At 68.4% G+C, this 16,052-nt stretch carries 14 protein-coding genes and 1 tRNA gene; 3 read left to right on the top strand and 12 right to left on the bottom strand.

The window, feature by feature from the left end; all coding sequences use genetic code 11:
• Positions 1–119 precede the first annotated feature (119 nt).
• The 8 genes from A5727_RS00215 to A5727_RS00180 all read right to left on the bottom strand — a co-directional run bounded on the left by A5727_RS00215 (position 120) and on the right by A5727_RS00180 (position 9,158).
• The gene (locus A5727_RS00215) at positions 120–959 is read right to left on the bottom strand and encodes a nitroreductase (protein WP_068242539.1); all 840 of its coding nucleotides are present in this window, start codon (positions 957–959) and stop codon (positions 120–122) included.
• Positions 960–1,715, bottom strand: a complete 756-nt coding sequence (locus A5727_RS00210) for an O-methyltransferase (RefSeq protein ID WP_068242587.1) — start codon at positions 1,713–1,715, stop codon at positions 960–962. It lies immediately after the preceding gene.
• Positions 1,716–1,718: 3 nt separating this feature from the next.
• Positions 1,719–3,056, bottom strand: coding sequence for a cytochrome P450 (locus A5727_RS00205; protein ID WP_068242536.1), 1,338 nt, complete (start codon positions 3,054–3,056; stop codon positions 1,719–1,721).
• Positions 3,053–4,108: a pyridoxal phosphate-dependent aminotransferase gene (locus A5727_RS00200; protein ID WP_068242584.1), complete on the bottom strand. Its 1,056-nt coding sequence runs from the start codon at positions 4,106–4,108 to the stop codon at positions 3,053–3,055. The genes A5727_RS00205 and A5727_RS00200 overlap by 4 nt, the downstream gene beginning before the upstream one ends.
• On the bottom strand, positions 4,105–5,112 hold the full coding sequence (locus A5727_RS00195) for a 3-oxoacyl-ACP synthase III family protein (protein WP_068242534.1): 1,008 nt from the start codon (positions 5,110–5,112) through the stop codon (positions 4,105–4,107). The genes A5727_RS00200 and A5727_RS00195 overlap by 4 nt, the downstream gene beginning before the upstream one ends.
• 8 nt (positions 5,113–5,120) lie before the next feature.
• Complete coding sequence (locus A5727_RS00190) at positions 5,121–5,798, bottom strand: hypothetical protein (RefSeq protein ID WP_068242531.1); 678 nt, start codon at positions 5,796–5,798, stop codon at positions 5,121–5,123.
• Complete coding sequence (locus tag A5727_RS00185; RefSeq protein WP_068242581.1) at positions 5,779–7,482, bottom strand: thiamine pyrophosphate-binding protein; 1,704 nt, start codon at positions 7,480–7,482, stop codon at positions 5,779–5,781. The genes A5727_RS00190 and A5727_RS00185 overlap by 20 nt, the downstream gene beginning before the upstream one ends.
• Before the next feature lie 479 nt (positions 7,483–7,961).
• Entirely contained in the window at positions 7,962–9,158 is a 1,197-nt protein-coding gene (locus tag A5727_RS00180; RefSeq protein WP_068242578.1) for a cytochrome P450, read from the bottom strand.
• 503 nt (positions 9,159–9,661) lie between these two features.
• Between A5727_RS00180 and A5727_RS00175 the strand changes: the two genes are divergently transcribed.
• The 3 genes from A5727_RS00175 to A5727_RS00165 all read left to right on the top strand — a co-directional run bounded on the left by A5727_RS00175 (position 9,662) and on the right by A5727_RS00165 (position 12,660).
• Positions 9,662–10,942: a DUF427 domain-containing protein gene (locus tag A5727_RS00175; RefSeq protein WP_231991895.1), complete on the top strand. Its 1,281-nt coding sequence runs from the start codon at positions 9,662–9,664 to the stop codon at positions 10,940–10,942.
• Positions 10,943–11,240: 298 nt separating this feature from the next.
• On the top strand, positions 11,241–11,894 hold the full coding sequence (locus A5727_RS00170; protein ID WP_068242525.1) for a type IV toxin-antitoxin system AbiEi family antitoxin domain-containing protein: 654 nt from the start codon (positions 11,241–11,243) through the stop codon (positions 11,892–11,894).
• Complete coding sequence (locus tag A5727_RS00165; RefSeq protein ID WP_068242523.1) at positions 11,884–12,660, top strand: nucleotidyl transferase AbiEii/AbiGii toxin family protein; 777 nt, start codon at positions 11,884–11,886, stop codon at positions 12,658–12,660. The genes A5727_RS00170 and A5727_RS00165 overlap by 11 nt, the downstream gene beginning before the upstream one ends.
• Positions 12,661–12,699: 39 nt before the next feature.
• On the opposite strand, the gene A5727_RS00160 is transcribed toward A5727_RS00165, so the two are convergent.
• From A5727_RS00160 to A5727_RS00145, 4 genes are all read right to left on the bottom strand, one after another.
• Positions 12,700–12,776, bottom strand: a tRNA-Ile gene (locus tag A5727_RS00160).
• 57 nt (positions 12,777–12,833) lie between these two features.
• Entirely contained in the window at positions 12,834–13,325 is a 492-nt protein-coding gene (locus A5727_RS00155; RefSeq protein ID WP_068242520.1) for a GAF domain-containing protein, read from the bottom strand.
• Positions 13,326–13,408: 83 nt separating this feature from the next.
• Complete coding sequence (locus tag A5727_RS00150) at positions 13,409–14,830, bottom strand: APC family permease (protein ID WP_068242517.1); 1,422 nt, start codon at positions 14,828–14,830, stop codon at positions 13,409–13,411.
• The gene (locus tag A5727_RS00145) at positions 14,827–15,927 is read right to left on the bottom strand and encodes a P1 family peptidase (protein WP_502687641.1); all 1,101 of its coding nucleotides are present in this window, start codon (positions 15,925–15,927) and stop codon (positions 14,827–14,829) included. Before A5727_RS00145 ends, A5727_RS00150 begins: the two co-directional genes overlap by 4 nt.
• Positions 15,928–16,052 lie beyond the last annotated feature (125 nt).

The raw sequence follows: 16,052 nt of genomic DNA, 5'->3' as shown, positions 1-16,052 counted from the left end.
CTGAATCTTGTCGGTGCGGTGATCCAGGTGTCAATTCCGACGGGCGCGCCGAGAAGAGTCTGCGCTACAGCCGACCTGGGGTTCCGCGTACGCCAGGCTCTTCTGGGCGCACGGCGGCGTCACCGGACGCCGCTGTCCCAGGTGGTCGTCTCGGCCACCGACAACCGCTCGACCACCGGCAGCGGATCGGCGGGCGCGTGCCCCAACCGCATCAATGCCTGCGGGTACGCGTCACCGTCGAACACCTCCGCCGCGAGCGCCAGCCTGTCCCGGGTCTGCTTCAGCGGATCGGTCAGCGGACAGTTGGCCAACCCCAATGCGGTGGCGGACAACAGAAGTCGGCTCAGGGTCTCCCCCGCCCGCAGCCGCGACACGTCGTCGTCGGCCTCGGTGCCCAGCACCAGCAGCACCCCATCGGCGTCGGCGGCGGCCTCCGCGACGTCCCCGCCATAACGCAGCACCACGCCGTCGTCGTCGCTCCGGCGCGCCCACCTGGCGACGGGCACCACACCGAGAGTGACCTCGCGCCGGGCCGCCCGCACGGCGAGCAGTTCCAGCGTGCCGGGCGGGATCGGGTCCGCCCGGTACGCGCGGCGGTCGGCACGCCGCAGCGGAATGGCGCCGGCCAGCTCCGTGCTGGGTTCGGTGGCCGGGGCCTCGATCACCTCGATCAGGGCCAGATGGTCGCGGTCGGCGGAGTCCGGGAACCGGTGCAGCCGCGTCTGCCAGCCGTGGGCCGCCAACGCGACCACGCAGTGATCCAGCACCGCACCGCAGCTGAGCAGGACGTCACGCCGGTCGGCGTCGGTGTCGCCGAGCTGGCGACCGCGGTTCGCATACAGGTGCACGCCCTCGGGGCTGACTCGCCAAAGCCACGGCTGGGAGTTCTGCGCGGACGGCGCCCGCGCGGCCGTGTCCAACGCCCGCTCCAGCGTGGCTGTGTCGGGAAGGCCTGCCATCTATTCGCCGCGGTACTCCGACTCGAGCACAAGATCGGGGATCACCGATCCGTACTCCCCATGGGTCTTGTGCTCGACGGTCTGCCAGGTGCGGCCCTGTTGCTGGCGCATGTAGGCACGGTACTCCGGTGACCCCGGAATCCTCACATTGTCGGCGACGACGATCGTCCCCGGGTGCAGCCACCCCCGCGAGGTGATGCTGTGCAGGTCACCGAGGTAAGCGTTCTTGTCGTGGTCGAGGAACAGGAAGTCGAGGCAGCCGGCGCCGAAGCCGTGCTCGGCGGCCAGCGCATCGAGCGTCGTCCCGCCGTCACCGATGGTGCCCACCACGCACGTGACCCGATCCGTCACGCCGGCATGCTCCCAGATCCGCCGGGCGTTGGCGGCATTCGCCGCGGCCATCTCGATCGAGTACACCCGGGCCTGCGGCGCGGCCGCGGCGATGCGCAGGGCGCCGTAGCCGCAGTAGGTGCCCAATTCCAGCGCCAGGGCCGGGTTCGCGCGCCGCACCGCGGTGTCGAGCAGCCTGCCCTTCTCGTCACCGACGTTGATCAGAAACGACTCGGTGTAGGCGAACCGGTCGATCGTGTCGAGCACGCTCTGGATGTCGCCCCGGCGGGCATTGCGCAGGACGTACTCGACCACGGCGGCCTCTCGACCATCACCAACCTGCCCGACGGACGCGAGACGGCCCTGAGAGGCGGCCATCCTCCAGAACGACCATCGCAGCAGCGGAACCCGCTCCTTGAACTTCATCACTTACGAACCTTCCTGGAGTGTGCGGACGACTTCAAGCGTGATCGGACGGCTGGGGACGGCGGCCACCCCGCGCGGGATGGATCGGGGCAGCCTGGCCCGCCGCCGATCCGCGGGAATCCGCAGCTCGACGTTGGTCAGGATGGTTCCCAACGCGATGGCCAACTCGAGGGCCGCGAACGACGATCCCGGGCAGCGCCGGTGCCCGTACCCGAACGGGGAGTACTCCGTCGGCGACGGGCGGCGGGCCAGGAACCGCTCCGGGTCGAAGGTGCCCGGGTCCGGCCAGACGTGCGGGTCGGCGTGCAGCGCGGGCAGCGCCACCCCGATCACGTCCCCCGGCGACCGTTCGGTCTGCCATGTGGTCACCGGGCAGGTCAGCTGCCTGACGACGATCGACACCGTCGGATGCACCCGCAGCGTTTCGGCGATCACCGCGCTCAGGTACGGCAGCTTCGGCAGCTCCTCCGCACTGGGCCTGTCGGCGAGTTCGTCGAGCAGCTTCCTGCGGACCTTCTCGTCGGCGTGCACGTGATACAGCGCCCACGCCAGTGTGGTCGCTGACGTCTCGTGACCGGAGACCAGCAGGGTGCGCAGCTGCTGGCGCACGTCGTCGTCGCTGCGCCCGGCCCCGTCGTCGTCGGTCATCAACACGCTCAGCACGTCGTCGCGACCCGCCGAGCCGACCCGCCTGCGATGCGAAATCTGTTCCGCCAGCATGGCATCCAGCTCCACCCGGCGGGCCGAGAAACGCCGCCACGGTCCCAGCCCGAACGGGGCGCGGCGAAGCGCGGGGAAGAACATGAACGGGGCGACATAGTCGCGCATCATCGCCTTGACGACCGTGACGTAGCGGTCGCGCAGCTGACGGTCCTCAATGCCGAACACCGCCTGGACGATGATCTGCAGCGTGATCGACTGCGCCGCGTCGCGGGTGTCGATCATCATGCCGGGTCGCCACGTCGCGACCTCGTCCAACGCAGCCTCAACCATCAGCCCCGAATACCGCCGAATGCGGTCATGGTGCAGGGCGGGCAGGAAGCGGGCCCGCTCCTGCTTATGCCGGACCCCGTCGAGCAGAATGATCGAGCCGTCACCGACGACCGGCTCGACCGGGTTGGGCATGGGCGGTGTGAACGAGGACACCGGGATCTTGAGGAACTCGCGGATGTGGGCGGGCTTGGCCGCGAACAGGACATCACCGAAACCCGGGATGGGCATCGTGAATGCCCTGCCGCTCTTGGCCCGTCGGCGAAAGTACGCCTCCGCGTCGTACCACGCGCCGATCTTGTGCAGAAGCCGGAAGCGTGGGCTCGACGGCCGCTCCAGTGTGGCCGTCATGCCGGACCCGACGGTCGCTTCGCGGCGATGCTCGCCAGGACCGCCTCGGTGGATCGCCGGTTGCCGACGGTGATCCGCGCGCTGCCGTCCGGGTAGGTGCGCACCCGCGGGCCCGTCCCGTCGAACACTTCGGGCCAGCGCTGCCCGTCGGCGGGCAGGTAGACGAAATTGGCGTGGGTGTCCGCGCTCCAGACACCGATGCCCGACAGCCGCGCGCGCAGCCGGTCGCGCTCCGCGGTGATCCGGCAGATCCGGCGGCGCAGCTGGGCTTCGGCCTCGAACGACGCCGAGACCGCGGCCAGGCTCGCGACGGTGGCCCCGAACGGCAGCTGCATGGACCACAGTGACCGGCCCATCGCCGGTGAGCAGATGCCGTAACCGGTGCGGATGCCGGCCAGCCCGTAGGCCTTTGAGAACGTCCGCACCACAACGACATTCGGGAAACGCCGGACCAGGAACTGGGGGTTGATGCGGTGCCGGGCCGACACGAACTCGATGTACGCCTCGTCGAGCAGCACCGTGGTGCCGGAACCGATGCGCTGCAGGAAGCGCAGCAGATCCTCGGTGGGTGTCACCGTGCCGGTGGGGTTGTGCGGCCGGCAGACCACCACGACGTGCGCGTCCGCGGCCGCATCGGCCATGGCGTCGAGGTCGTGGTGTCCCCGCTCGTCCAGCGGCACCGCGACAGCGCGCAGTCGGGCCATCTGCGCGAAGATCGGATAGCCGTCGAATGTCGGTGCCGCCATGACGATCCGGTCGCCGGGCCGGGTGACCGACTGGAGCACCTGCATGACGACGCCGGTGGCTCCGGCGCCGACGATGATCTGCTCCTCCTCGAGTCCGAGGTGGCCGGCGATCAGCCGGCGGAACCGTTCGGGCAGGAATTCGGGATAGCGGTTGACCGAGTCGACGGCCCGAACCATGGCGGCCCGAACCGAGGGCAGCGGAGCGAACGGGTTCTCGTTGAGCGACAGCGCCAGCGGATCCTCCGCGTCGGGAAGTCGCATCGGCAGACCATGCGGCGAGTGGCCCGAGGACAGCGCGGCGGTCATCGGCCGCCCCACCTCACCGCGGCGGCACCGGCGAAGTCCCCGGCGTGGGCGAAGGCCGCCATCATCACCACGTCGCCCTTCTTGACCTGGCCCTCGGTGATCGCACGGTCCAGGTTGACCGGAATGCCGGCGGCGAACAGGTTGCCGCAGTCGTCGAACGTGTCGCGGTGCCTCTCCTTGGGCAGTTCCAGCGCCTCGCGCCAGTTGCGCAGGAACGCCCGGTTCGGCTGATTGGTCACCAAAAGGTCTATGTCCCTGGGCTTCACCCCGATTCGATCACAGACCGCGTAGGCGACCTCAGGCACCTGGCGGTTGCCGCGGGCCAGCACCTTGGTGATCTTGCTCTCGGTGAAGCCGATGTACCCCTCGCCGGTGCCGGGCTGCCACCACTTGCGCGGCGGGTCCACCGCGATGGTCATCTCACCCGCATACTCGCCGTAGGTGCGGCACTCGGTGTCCAGGATCGGCGACTGGTCCGACAGGGTCACCAGACCGACCGCGGCGCCATCCCCCGGAACCGCCGCCTGGGCCTTGCGGCGCACTGTGGGCTGGTCGAAGATCTGCCCGGCGGCATTCTGCGCCACCGCGATCAACGCGGAGCGGCCCTGGCCACCCTCAAGCAGGGCGGCCGCCGTCTTCAGGCCCAACACGAAGGCCGCGCAGCCCCCGTTGTGCAGGTCGATCACCCAGCTGGGGTTCATGCCCAACCGATGGGCCACCGCGCCGCCGCCGCCGTAGAACGGCATGTCGGGCATCTGGGTGTGGGTGATCAGCACGTCGACGTCGGCGAGGGCGTCGGGTCCATGGCGGTCCAGCAGACCGGCGGCGGCCCGCTCCACCATGTCGGTGGCCGTCTCGTCCGGCGCGACGTGATGACGGAACTTCGGGGCCCGGAACATCAGATTGTCCCGCAGCTCATCGGATTCGGCGTACTGCGCGTAATGCTCCGCGGGCACCGGATCGCCGGGCAGGTAGGTGGACACATCGATCAGGCTGACGGTCATAGGAGTTCTCATCTCATCCAGTCGGGCTTGACGGGCAGCCCGTTGCGGTGGCGGTATTCGGCGATCGCCTTCAGATTCAGCAGTTCCAGCCGGTGGCCGGCACCGAACATGTCCCAGAAGTCACCCACCCACACCGGCCGTTGCGGCGGCGCCGTCTCCGGATACGGGTTGTGGTCGTAGAACGGGTGGTGGCAGTTGGTCCACAGCACCACCGAACCGGGCTTGTCGAGCACCACCTGCGCGTCGACGACACGCATCAGGTAGATCATCCACAGGTGCCTGCCCTGATCCCAGGCGCAGTGGTAGTCGACGGTGCGCGCCTCGGGCTGAGCCACTGTGCGGGTGTAGATTTCGGTCTCCGAGCCCAGCCTGTCGTAGGCCAGCCACAGCCCGTCCTCCTCGGTCGGGGTGAACCCGCGCAGACTGTAGGTCCACTCCTCCAGGCTGCGGGTGTCGGCCAGGTAGTCGTAGAGCTCGTCGGGCGGACAGTCGATGTACTCGTTGACGGTGCAGTACGGGCCGAACACCTCGTCATGCGGATACACCGACCGCATCATCTCCATGATGATCGGTGTGGCCGCCTCCCGCGGCGACGTTTCGATGCGGATCACGCCCTCGATCGGGCCTGTCACCTCCTCTCGGTCGAGCCGGTGGGCGGCGATATCCTCAAGTGCGGGCAATGACATCGGTCTCCTCCTGGTGGTGGTTTGGAACACGGTTGTTCTCGAGAAATGGTGCAAACGGCGGCATCTCGTCGGCGACGCAGTCGATGCTCACCACGGACGGGCCGTCGGCGTCCAGCGCGGCCCACAGCGCCGGCGCCAGCGCGTCGGGGTCGGTGACGTCGACCGCGGGCAGGCCGGGGAACATCGCGGCCAGGCCGGCGCCGAGGCTGCTGGGCGTGAAGCGGTTGTAGCTGTATATGCCGTCGTAGTAGAGCTTTTCGCGGGTCACGCACATCGCGTGGGCGTTGTTGTTGAACAGCACCAGCGTGACGGGCAGCCGGTGCTGGATGGCGGTGTGCAGCTCGAGGCCGTGCATGAAGAACGACCCGTCGCCGGCCACGATCACAGTCCGGTTCCGCCGCGCGAACGCCACCCCGATGCCGGCGCCGAAGCTGTAGCCCATACCGCCCATGCCGAGCGCCACCAGGAACCGGCCCGTCGGCCGGGCCGACAGGTGGTGGATCGCCGCCGCGCCGGAGTTTCCGGCGTCGACCACGATGTCGGCGTCGTCGGGCAGCACCGCGTCGAGTGCGGCGATCGCGTCGCGATACCGGATACCGGGGCCACGGTGGGTGGGCGGCGTCAACTCTATGGGGGGGCTCGAGTCGACGGGCGCGCCTGCCCACCGTGGACGTTTCGTGAGCCGAACAGTCAGCTCGGCCAGTGAGGTTCGAAGATCGTCGGAATGCACGTGAACCGCCGGCGGATACGGAACGGAGGACCCGATCGACAGGGTGCGGGTCTCTCGCAGCGCCGCGTCCAGACCGGCGCGGGCGGTGACGGGCAGGCGGGTGCCCACCAGAAGGCACACCGCACCGGCGCGGACCGCGTCGGCGACCCCGGGATGGCCCATCACCCCGGTCACGCCGAGGGCAGCCGAGCAGCTGACGTCTTTCGCGTCGGGCACCGTCGCGACCCGGGCGCCCAGCGCCGCGCGGAGCCGCTCCAGCTCGTCGCGGGCGTCGTCGCGCGCGACCTGTTCACCGGCGATGATCGTGACCGGCCCCGCCGCGTCCTCCAGAGCACGGAGGACCGGCTGAGGATCGTCGGCACCGTGCCGGTGGCCATTGAGTGCCGCCGCTCCGCTGGTGCGGATGGTCGCCTGCTGAATGTCCTTGGGCAGCAACAGCACCGCCGGACCACCGGCACGGGCCGCGGCGACCGCCTCGGGCAGCGCGGTCAGGATCTGCTCCGGATCCACGATCCGCCCGCAGTACACCGAGACCGCCGAGAACAGGGCCTCGGCATCGAGCGCCCCGTTGCGGCCGCTGGTGTCCTGGAACGCGCCGAGCCCGTCCAGGGTGGTCGGTGACTGCCCGACCAGGGCCAGCACCGGGACCCGGCTCGCATATGACTCCCCCAGCCCGGCGACCAGGTTCAGGGCACCTCCACCCGAGGTCGCGGCGACCACGCCCAGCGCCGCGGTGGCGCGGCTGTACCCGTCGGCCATGGTCGCCGCCGAGAACTCGTGTTTGGCCAGCACGGCGGTGAGGTCCGGACAGAAGTGGGCCGCGTCGTAGAGGTCCTCGATGTTCGCCCCGTCCACACCGAAGACGTGACCCACCCCAGCGGCCGCCAGGTGCTCGACGATGTGGTCGACCACGCGGCGGTCCGCAGAATGCGGGCGTGACTCGGCTGCCGTCATCGGCGGTGGCCTGATGAGTCGTTCGTCATGCTTCCTGCCCTTCACGTCGACGCAGGGGACGCCCCCCAACTCGTGCATCGGTAGTCATTCGGAGGCGCGCCCCGTTTGGATGGGTGAGATTTCGGAGGCAATTCAGCGCCGCCGCGTGGCGGCGACTCCTACCGCAGGTCAGCGGCCCCTCGGGTCACTGGGTGACCCGCGAATTGCTTACTGGCGTAGACGACTGTGGCTGCGACCTGGTTCACCGAATCCAGCGATTGCCAGGGTGTTTCCAGCGCGACACCCAGGCAGGCACTTCCAAGCAACAGCCCAGGAAACCCTCAGGCGTCGACCGAGCCCACAACCCAGGCCCAGTTCTTTCCCGACATGGGGCGCGACAGGATGCTCGAGCCGGGCCGGCGGGACGTCGCCGAACGGATTCAGGACTGGTTGCGGACGCGTGGTCTGTAGGTGATTCGGCTCCTCAGCCTGGCACTCGTCTACAACGCGATGGGGACGCTGGCCGGGCCGCGCACAGAGCTGGTGTGGACGTACTCGACGTCGGCCTCATCGACGCCCCACTGAGGGAAGCGCTTCAACGTCTCCTCCAGCGCGACCCGGGCCTCCAGCCTGGCCAGCGCAGCACCCAGACAGAAGTGCGAGCCGTGTCCGAAGCTGACGTGGCGGATTCCGGTTCGCGTCACGTCGAAGACGTCCGGATCGTCGTACTGACGCTCGTCGCGGCCCGCCGCGCCGGTCAGCAGGACCACCTTCGCGCCGGCCGGAATCACCGTGCCGTGGTAGGTGGTGTCGCGCAGGGCGAAACGCCCCTGGACGGGGGACGGCGCGTCGTATCGCAGCAGTTCCTCCACCGCGCCGCCGATCAATCCGGGCTCCGCCACCAGTTTCGCGCGCTGCTCCGGATTGCGCGCCAGGGTCAGTGCCGCCCAGCCGAGAAGCCGGGCGACCGTCTCGTTGCCCGCAACGTTGATCATTGCGATGAACATCAGCAGTTCGCCGTCATCGAGCCGGCGTGTCTGACCGTCCGGCAAGACGACATCGGAGCTCATCAGATCGCTGACGATGTCGGCCGTACTGTGTTGGCGGCGCAGTTCGATCTGCTGTTGGTAATAGCCGAAGAGACTCGCCGAGGCCTCCATTCCCGCGGCGCTGAGCTCCGTGCTGCCCTCCTCGCGATGCAGTTGCGCATCCGACCACTCCCGCAGGTTGTCGTGGTCCTCCTCGGGGAGGCCGAGGAGCGAGCTGATCACCATCACCGGCAGCTTGGCGGCGAAGTCCCGTACGTAGTCGAATCCGCCGGTGCCGACGTGGCGATCCAGATAGCCCTTGGACAGTCCGCGGATGTGGTCCTCCAGCTGGGCAATCCGGCTGCGAAAGAACGTGCGGTTGACCATCTTCCGCAGGCAGGTGTGCTCCGGCGGATCCATCATGATCATCGGCTGGGGCGCGGGCAGAGCTTCTTGGCTGATCGTGTCGAGGATGATGCCGTGATTCGACGAGAAGGATTCGGTGTCCAGCGACGCCGACATCACGTCGTCGAACCGGCTGAGCGCGTAGAAGTCGTGTTCCGGGTTGTAGTAGACAGGCGCTTCGTCACGCATCCGTTTCCACACCGAGTACGGGTCGGTGTGCAGGCCGCGGTCGAAGGGGTCCCAGCGCAGATCCGTCGTTGTCATCCACATCCTCCTCCGCACTGGACACTAATACAGACACTGTTCAACAGCACTACAGTGCGCTGGTCGTTCTTCCACGGGCAGGGTGTGACGCGTGGGCGGCCGATCGGTGCCCTGCTCTTGATGCCGGTGCGGGGCTGAATCGCCCGATCCTGTCGTTGGCCTGCGGACGGTGGGACCGGGTCGTCTTCTGCTTGATCTCATCGCCGAGTGCTTCAGCGAAACGCTCTGACCGGTAACCGGATCCCGGCTTGGGGGGAATCCTCCGACGGGGTTACCGCCCGCTCCGCACCGGTCTAGTCAACTGAACAACCTGTGGGTTACTGTCCCTTCGAGATGTCAACGCGTCCTGCGCTGAGAAGTCGCGGAGATCGGGAGACCATGACGGACACCTGGCACGAAGAGCGGACACTGCCCGGTGGACGCGTCGCGGCGTCCACCGGCGAGACAGTCGATGACGTCAACCTCGCGATCACGTCGATCACGCTCGGCACACAATGAAAAAGGTGGGAACCCAAGTCGAGTCGGCGTGGCCATCTCACCCGGACTACCGCATCGACATCACGCCTTGCCCATTCACCGGTCAGGTGTGGGCCGGCGAGGTGCTGGTGGCCGAGAGCGACAGGTGCCTCGTCGTCACCGAAACGGACCACGTCGATCGCCTGTACTTCCCCGAGGAGTCCGTTCGTTGGGACCTGTTCACCGCCTCCGACACCACGACGATCTGCCCCTTCAAGGGAGAGGCGACGTATTGGAGTCTGACCGGTGTCGAGCCGACGAAGGACGATGTGGCGTGGACGTACCGGACCCCGCTTGCGGAGGTCGCTCCGATCGCCGGCCACGTGTCGTTCTACAGCAGGGCGCTTGACGTCAGGGTGGTCGAGCGTTGGCCGGACGGGACGACCGTCCCCACGACGTTCCCGCTCTGGGGTGACGCGGCCGAGCTCCTTCGTCTTGTCGACGTCCAACCCTCGGACGGCGACAGGTTCATCGGACCAGCGCACGGCCCGACTCGTCGCGACGTCGTCGAAGGCGGGCAACTGGTCGCCGAGGCAGTCGTCGCCGTCTCCAAAACGCTGCCGACACAGCGCGTTACATCCGTGTCGATGACCTTCATGAAGGCGGCGTCGTTCACCGCACCGGTCGAGGTCGACGTCGAGGTGCTGCGTCACGGGCGAACTTTCTCGACCGCTGAAGTCCGTATCAGCCAGCACGGTGTGCTGCGCAGCGCCGGACTGCTGCTGGCTGACACCGGCGGACCGGACGCCATACGCGACACGGCACCGATGCCTGATGTTCCCGGCCCTGAGGGGGCCGTGTCGTTCGCAGGTTTCGGCATGACGGGACGCGAGATCCGCGTGGTGGACGGTGCGTACGATCCCGATCCCGACCGGGTGGCCCCGCCGCGCATCGACGCGTGGGTGAGATTCCGCGACGCCCCCGGCGAAGCGTATCTGCACCAGGCGCTCCTGGCGCAGTCCACCACGCACTGGACGATCGCCGCGGGAATGCTGCCACACCGGGGTTTTGGGGAAGCCGATGCCCATCGCACCCTCTCGACGGGGATCATGAAGGCGACCGTCGCCTTTCACGACGACGTCGACGTCTCCGACTGGCTGCTGTATTCGAACCGGGCATTCTGGTCGGGTCGTGGCCTTGTGCAGGGTGACGGACGCGTGTACACCCGAGGCGGTCGCCTCGCGGCGTCGTACACGATCCAGGCGATGGTGCGGGCCTTCGACCGGTCACCGGAGGAGATGGGGCGGGACAGCCGCACCGCGATGTGAACTCTCACCGGCGAACGCAGTGACGCAACTGCTCAGGTCGCACGCGCGTCGAACTCCATCAGCACGTGGGTGAGATGAAACTCCGGGGCATGCACCACGCACAGTGATCGCATTGGTCCACCGTCGACTGCATCGCTGCCGGGAACCGGCGGAACTCGTTCGGCTGATCAGAATGTGCGGTGTCGATCTACTCGTTCGCGCCGTGCGGGATGGCGAGACCAGCGCAGATTGCCATTGCACGCACGAGTACGCATTACGTACTCTACAAGAGTACGAAATGCGTACTTGAGGAGTCAACATGGCCGAAACTCGCAGCACGCCCATTCCTGCCGCCTTGGTACAGGCTCCGCTGCGGACGATTCGGCCACGCGATGCCGGCGCCGTGTATGCCCATCCCAGGGCCCAGCTGGTCCGACTGGCCGATCACGGGCTGCTCCACCGCCTCACCGACGGCTACTACGTCGTCGTTCCTCAGAACATGGTGGGGCACCGCTGGATCCCGGACCTGGAGGCCGCCGCCGCGGGAATTGCCACGACGATCTACGGCCATGACGACATCGTCGTCATGGGGCTCAGTGCCGCACGTCTGCACGGAGTCCTTCCGCGCGCCGTGGCAACCGCCATCGTGGCAGTGCCACGCCGACACCATCCCATCGCACTGACCGATCGGCCCGCCGTCGTGCGGTTCGTCCAGCGCGACACCCGCAGTCTCGACGCCGAACGCATCCCCACCGAACTGGGGCCGGCGTTGGTGACCACGCCCGAACAGACAGTCCTCGACCTCGCCCACCGCCCAACCCTCGGCGATAACGAATCCGACGTTCCTGACGCTGTCACCGCGCTTTACTCACGCAGCGACAAGAAACGCCTCCGTCGCCTCGCCACCGAACAGCGCCGCCTCGCCTCCCTGCGCCGGGCGGAAGACTGGGCGGGGGTTGATCATGGATCCTGACGAACGTGACTCGGTCGCAACCCAGTTCGGCGTATCGGCCGCACAAGTTGAGCGCGACCATCTCATTTCCCACCTCCTCGCGTTCCTCAGCCGTGAGTTCGGTGACCGAATCCACTTCATCGGCGGGACCGCCCTCGCCCGCACCCACCTCCCCGACGGACGGCTGAGTGAGGACATCGATCTCATCGCCATCGGGAGCCGCAAAGAGGTTGCCACCGCGCTCGACGCCGCGCTCCCCCGCGCCGTCGCGCGCACCCACGGCCGGCTGACCGTCGAACCCGCCCTCAGCGCTACCGCAGACACCCTGCCGGTGTTGTTGCGACCCTCGGACGGACGCCCGGTTCGCCTCCAATTGCTGTCAGCACGCGACCGGGTCGTCTGGCCTACGGAGCGCCGCGAGCTGTTTCAGCGCTATGCGGATGCACCCGCTGCTGAACTACTTGTGCCCACGCTCCCCGCGTTCGCAGCGTCGAAGACGGCGACATGGACGGACCGCCACGCAGCCCGCGACCTATGGGACATCTGGGCCCTGAGCCGAGTCGGCGCCATCGACGCAGACGCCGCCGCACTGTTTCGGCGATACGGACCGACCAACAAGGCGCCGTCGCAGCGCATGTTCGACCGAGCCCCGACGGACGCGGAGTGGAATGCGCAGCTGGCCGGACAGACCCGCCTCACCGTCACAGCGGCCGAAGCGCTCGCCGCCGTACGCGAGGCGTGGCGGCATGCTGCACGACCTGCACCGACCGTCATAGACGGTGAATGAACAGATGGCTTCCAAGAATTGATCTTGAAAAACAGCCTGTGGTGGGGCGGGCGGGGCTCGAACCCGCGACCTACGGATTATGAGTCCGCGGCTCTAACCGACTGAGCTACCGCCCCCGGCGCGATCAACGCGGCACCATGTTCCCACGAGGCGCGCCGGGGCGGCACACAAGGTCAGCCCAGCGCCTGGTCGTCCCCGGCCACGATGCCCTCGACCTCGCCGCGCAGTTCCTTGAGCGCGGCGATCTCGGCGTCGCTGTAGTCGCGTGCGGAGTCGTCGAGCACGCAGACCGTGCCGACGACCGCACCCGAGGAGTCGTGCACGGGCAGGCCCAGGTAGTTGTGCAGGCCGAACTCGACCTCGTCCTCGTTGCCCGCGAACACCGCGTCCTCGCGCGAGTCCCGCACGAAGAGGTCGGCGTCGGCGTCCACCACCTTCTCGCAGTACAGCGGCACGCTGCCCTCGGCGCCGAGGGCCTTCTTGCCGGCCGCGCCGACGGTGTAGTGCTTGGTGGCCTCGCCCGCGGTCGCGGCCACCACCATCGAGTCGGACTCCGACCGCATCACCAGCAGGGACTTCACCCCGAGGTCCGCGACGAGCTTTTCGATCTTGGGGCCCAGCGGGGCCAGGCCGGCAGTGGTGTCTGTTTCGTGAGGTTCAGGCATGGCGGGAATTCTGGGGCAGGAGCGGCTGGTGTGCAATCCCCTCGCGCGTCATCATGTGATGACGCGCCCCAGAGGAGAGGTACTCAGGAGACCTCCGAACCCTCGGACACCCCGGACCGCTGCTTCCACGCCAGCGCCCCGATCAGCAGGCCGAGGAACGGCACGGCGGCCAGCACCGTGCTGACGGCCACCGAACCGCCGGTCACCAGCGTGAAGTTCGACAGCACCAGCCACAGGCTGCCGAGCAGCCCCAGGCACGCCAGCGCCGGCGCCAGCCGCGTCTGCCACAGCCGTCGATCCGCATCGGGGTTGCGCACGAAGAAGACCAACACTGCGACCGACGTGGTCAGCATCAGCAGCACCATCCCGACCGTCGCCACCCCGGCCATCGAGCCGAAAACGCCGACCAGCGGGTCGATCTGGAGCACCGCGAACACCGCGACGATGACGAACGCCGTCACGGTCTGCACCACCGACGAGAACGCCGGCGACGCGTGCCGCGAGTGCACGGTGCCCAACCGGGCGGGCAGCAGACCCTTGCCGGACAGCACGAACTGGTACCGCGCGATGACGTTGTGGAACGACAGCACGCAGGCGAACAGCGAGGTCAGCAGCAGCACGTTGACCACGTCGCGGCCCACCCGGCCGAGCGTGTCCGCGGTGGTGTCCAGCAGCATGTTGCCCTCCCCGTCGAGGGTCTGCTGCGCGACGGCGGCCACCTGGTCGGGGCCGATCGCCACCACGAACGCCCAGGCGGTCAGCGCATAGAAGCCGCCGATGATGAGCACCGCGGCGTACGTCGCGCGCGGGATGGTGCGCTCGGGATCGCGGGCCTCGTCGCGGAACACCGCGGTGGCCTCGAAGCCGATGAACCCGGTCAGCGCGAACAGCACCGCGATGCCGAGGGTGCCGTTGGTGAACACCGCGGGGGTGAACGAGTCGAACGTCACTCCGGCGGGTCCGGGGTCGGTGAAGATCACCAGGTCGAGCAGCACCACGATGCCGATCTCCAGCGCCAGTGCCACGCCCAGCACCTTGGCCGACAGCTCGATGTGCCGGTAGCCGAGCAACGCCACGATGGCCAGCACCGCGAAAGAGTAGAGCGGCCAGGGCAATTGCGGACCGCCGTAGAACCGCACGGTGTCGTCGATCGCCCAGCCGATGTAGCCGTAGATGCCGACTTGGATTGCGGTGTAGGCGATCAGGGCGACCACCGCCACGCCTCGGCCCATCCGCTGGCCCAGTCCGACGGTCACATAGGAGAAGAACGCACCGGCCTCGGGGACGTGCGGCGTCATGGTCACGAACCCGATGCTGAACAGCAGCAGCACCAGCGCGGCGATCACGAAGCCGACGGGAGCGCCCGCACCGTTGCCCAATCCCATGGCCAGCGGCATGTTTCCGCCGATCACGGTCAACGGGGCGGCGGCGGCCACCACCATGAACACGATCGCGACGGCGCCGAGCCGTCCGTGCAGGCGAGACTCTGTCTGCGGAGTGGTCATCGGTCCTCCTGGCGGGTCAGGGCTTGGCGGAGCAGGTCATGGTCGAGCGCGTGGGCGGTGATGCCGGTGGGCCCGGTCACCGTGGTGGCCGCCACGAGGGCGTTGACGATCGCCTCCTCGGTGGCCTCGATCGTCAGGTCGAACAGTCGGGTCATGAGCTGGGGCGCGACCATCCGCACGTCCACCTCGGGACGCGCGGTTCCGGCGTCCTCATCCCACGAGTACGGCGGGATGCCGCGGTTGCCGGTGGAGAAGGCCAGCATCAGATCTCCGCTGTACTGCTCGCCGGTGCCGCCGACGCGGGCCACACCCAGCGCGGCGCGCTGCGCCAACCTCGTGCACTGGTGCGGCAGCAGCGGCGCGTCGGTCGCGACGATGACGATGATCGATCCGGACCCCGGTTCGTACTGTGCCGGGGCCTCGGGCAGCGGCACGACGTCGGCGCCGATCCGCTGGCCGACGGGCTGGCCGTTGACCGCAAGGCGTTCGCGCCGACCGTGATTCGCCTGCACCAGCACGCCCACGGTGTAGGTGCCGGCCGCGGTCTCGGTGACCCGTGACGACGTACCGATGCCGCCCTTGAAGCCGTGGCAGATCATTCCGCTGCCGCCGCCGACGCTGCCCTCCTCGACGGGCCCGGACGAGGCCGCGGCCAGGGCCGCGCTCGCATGCTCGGGCCTGACGTGAAAGCCGTTGATGTCGTTGAGCACTCCGTCATAGGTCTCCCCCACGACGGGCAGCGACCAGTACAGGCCGTCGCCGCGCGCGCCGACCTGCGCGGCCACCAGCGCGTCGCGCACCACCCCGACGCTGTGGGTGTTGGTGATGCCGATCGCCGAGGTGAGCTCGCCGGACTCGCGGATCCACTCCAGGCCCGTCATCTCCCCGCTGCCGTTGAGGCGGTGGGCACCGGCGAACACCGGTTCGGTCCAGATGTCGTCATGCGGGACCACGACCGTCACGCCGGTGTGCACGACGGGCGGACCGTCCTGGTGCAGCGTCGTGTGGCCGACGCGGACGCCCGGCACGTCGGTGATGGCGTTGTGCGCGCCGGTGGGGTGTTCCCCGATGACGACGCCCAGGTCCCGCGCTCGCACGGACCCGTCCGGGACTGGAGTTTTTTTCATAGTTGGCAAATAATGACCCCCAGGAACCGGGTGCGCAAGAGGAAGATTGAAATCCAGTACCCTCACCACAGTTCGACGGGACGGCGAGGAGGCGT

Source organism: Mycobacterium sp. ACS4331 (assembly GCF_001667265.1).
GTDB lineage: Bacteria > Actinomycetota > Actinomycetes > Mycobacteriales > Mycobacteriaceae > Mycobacterium.
The sequence above is the reverse complement of the archived record's forward strand: the minus strand, read 5'-3'. Positions and strand labels throughout refer to the sequence as shown.